This window comes from Corynebacterium sp. MSK218 (assembly GCF_030232655.1).
In the GTDB taxonomy this organism is placed as follows: Bacteria; Actinomycetota; Actinomycetes; order Mycobacteriales; family Mycobacteriaceae; genus Corynebacterium.
Genome location: NZ_JASPGN010000007.1, coordinates 168,773 through 171,795, shown reverse-complemented (window position 1 = coordinate 171,795; position 3,023 = coordinate 168,773). Strand labels below are relative to the sequence as shown.

1 protein-coding gene is annotated in these 3,023 nt (G+C 52.8%); it reads left to right on the top strand.

Translation table 11 applies throughout. The features are described 5' to 3' along the window. Nucleotides 1-707: 707 nt before the first annotated feature. On the top strand, nucleotides 708-3,023 hold a 2,316-nt coding region (locus QP922_RS07705; protein ID WP_284808715.1), incomplete at its 3' end, for a VaFE repeat-containing surface-anchored protein.

The window sequence follows — 3,023 nt, the reverse complement described above, 5'->3', positions numbered from 1 at the left end:
TATATGTTGTGGTGACCCGCTGAACCCATCGTGTTCTACTTCACCCCGCTACGCACCCCGAAACCGGAAGAGCCCCTTAAGTGTAAGTGCGTGCAGGAATCTTTTAAGCGGTTGCGCGGTATGCGCGGCCGCTTTTGTCTATCTCATGGGCTGCATGGGGTGGGGAAGCTGGCAAAACTAAGGGAACGGGCGTTCTAGTTAAAGTTGAAGGTTCAACAAACCTTTTTCCCCTTTCTTACTGGGCTTCATGTTCACTCAGCGCCCTAATGTCCGCGATACTGTTCATATTTGGTTGAAATTTGCACATACTAACCCCTGCTAAAGCTTAGAAAACCTGAGTTGAGAAACTAAGGCGAGAGAACTCTAACTTAATCAGGTTTTCTAAAAGCTGAGAATATAGATACGTCAACAACATGTCGAACATTCTAGCTAACGGCATCATTTGTTGGTGTTATCATGCCGTTTTACCTGCAGGTTTGCCACCTCCCCACCTCTATAAGCGAAATTTATGGAAGGATCATCAATCTTGCAGGGACCTGTGACTGATGATATTCTGCTGAGTGGACTTTAAGATTTGATCGAGAGTCTGAAGGTGTTTGTGCCGGTCAGGGTGGAAATACCACGTCAAGATTTCAGATATTCTCAGCATCCATCCGGACGCTGCGCAGAATAAATCGTAAGAGTTTGCAACATCCGAAGAGGAAACAATGAGTAGATTACGAAACATCTCCAGAGAGGGGTGGATGGTCTTTACCGCAGTGCTGACTGCCATTGCGGTAATTGCGGCCATGATTGCCGTTCCCTGGATGAAAGCCGAAGCGGTCGAAGGAGATCCCACGAGCTTTAAGCCCGATTTTGAATTGGGCGGTGCGCCAAACACTACAAACGCAAAGGAGTGGGGATCCCTGACATGGGCAGGGCCCAATATTTCCGGAGTTAAAGCCAACCCGAACAACAATGTGGGGTGGGCTTGGTGTATCGATCCGATGAAGCACTACCCCGTGACCTCTGTCTCCACGCTTTACGCGAAGGATAACGCCACAAAGCTTGACATTGCTCCGGAGTACCGTGACGCAGTCATCCGTCTTGCATTGAAATGGCAAGAAGCTCTTCGGAATGGAGATAAGTCGAAGGCCGCGACTTACGTTGTGTACATGACGGCATTGGTTGGTCGAGATCCTATTGACCGAACCACTGCCGCATACACGATTAATGAGCAGCAGCCTAGGTATAGCAACCCAGATGGTGACGTGAACTTCCCAGCCTATAAGGGGTCCATGGAGGAGTTTACCGAGCTTACTGGGCTTAAGATTGAAAGCGCAGAGAACCCTGGGACGAACAAAACGGGCGCTGGCCCGAAGTTTGTAAAGGTCGCTGACATTCCGAAGCAGCCCGACAACTATTACATCACCGTGGTTCTTCCAAAGGGTGGCGCTTCTCGGGGCGCGCAGCGCGTTATTCCGCCGGACCAGCCGGGTCTGCCGGATGGTGGCGGCGACAACCCGGGCACGGAAGAAACCCCCGAGTCGTCTACGACTGAAGAGACCACTCCCGAGGAAACCCCGTCTGAGAGCTCTGAGACTGAGACGACTTCTGAGGAGCCGACCACGGAAGAGACGACCGAACCTTCTGAGCCGTCGACGACCGATGAGGAGACCACAGAAGAGACCACCTCTAAGGAAACTCCGTCTGAGGCCACCGACGAGTCGACGACCGAGGAAACTGAGGAGCCTTCTACTACTCCAAACACCGATGTAGTCCCAGAGCCGACGCCATCGAGCTCCGAGCGACCGGAGCCTCAGACGCCGTCTATTAAGACTGTGGCGGAGTTTGCTGAGGGTTCGTCTCGTGTTGTTAATGGTGCGACTGTTATTGACACTGTGACCTATGAGGGTCTGGTTGCTGGTAAGAAGTACCACTTGGATGCGCAGTTGATGTCCAAGGATGGTCAGACTGTTCTGGGTGATGGTTCTGCTGATTTCGTTGCCGCTGAGGGCGGTAGCGGTTCCACCACGGTTGAGATCACGGTTAAGAATGCCGAGAAGCCGGTTGATGCTGCGGTTGCGTTTGAGGAGTTGACCTCTGTTGAGGTTAATGCTGATGGTGATGAGACTCCGGGTGTTGAGACTCCGAACAAGATCGCTGAGCACAAGGATCTTAAGGATGAGGCTCAGACTGTGACCTCGAAGGAGACTTTGACGCCGTCTATTAAGACTGTGGCGGAGTTTGCTGAGGGTTCGTCTCGTGTTGTTAATGGTGCGACTGTTATTGACACTGTGACCTATGAGGGTCTGGTTGCTGGTAAGAAGTACCACTTGGATGCGCAGTTGATGTCCAAGGATGGTCAGACTGTTCTGGGTGATGGTTCTGCTGATTTCGTTGCCGCTGAGGGCGGTAGCGGTTCCACCACGGTTGAGATCACGGTTAAGAATGCCGAGAAGCCGGTTGAGGCTGCGGTTGCGTTTGAGGAGTTGACTTCTGTTGAGGTCAACGACAAGGGCGAGGAGACTCCGGGTGTTACTTCGGAGAAGCCGAACCACATCGCTGAGCACAAGGACATCGACGATGAGAACCAGACGGTTCCGAAGCCGGGTGAGGAGACGACCCCGAATAAGCCGGGTGAGGAAACGACTCCGGAGACCACGGAGCCGAGCGAGCCGTCTGAGTCGACGACCCCGCGTGAGCCGGGTGAGGAGTCTGATAAGCCGAAGATTTCGACGAATGCTGACTTTGCTAACGGTGCAACTGAGGTTGTTGCTGGTGCGCAGGTTAACGATACGGTGACGTATGAGGGTCTGGTTCCGGGTAAGGAATACACCCTGTTCGCTGAGCTGATTTCTAAGGAAGACGGTAAGTCTGTTCTGGGTAAGGGTAAGACGACCTTTACTCCGGATGCTGCCGACGGTGAGGTTGTTGTTGAGATCATCGTTGATGAGTCTGTGACGGAGCCGGTTGAGGCTGCGGTTGCGTTTGAGGAGTTGACTTCTGTTGAGGTCAACGACAAGGGCGAGGAGACTCCGGGT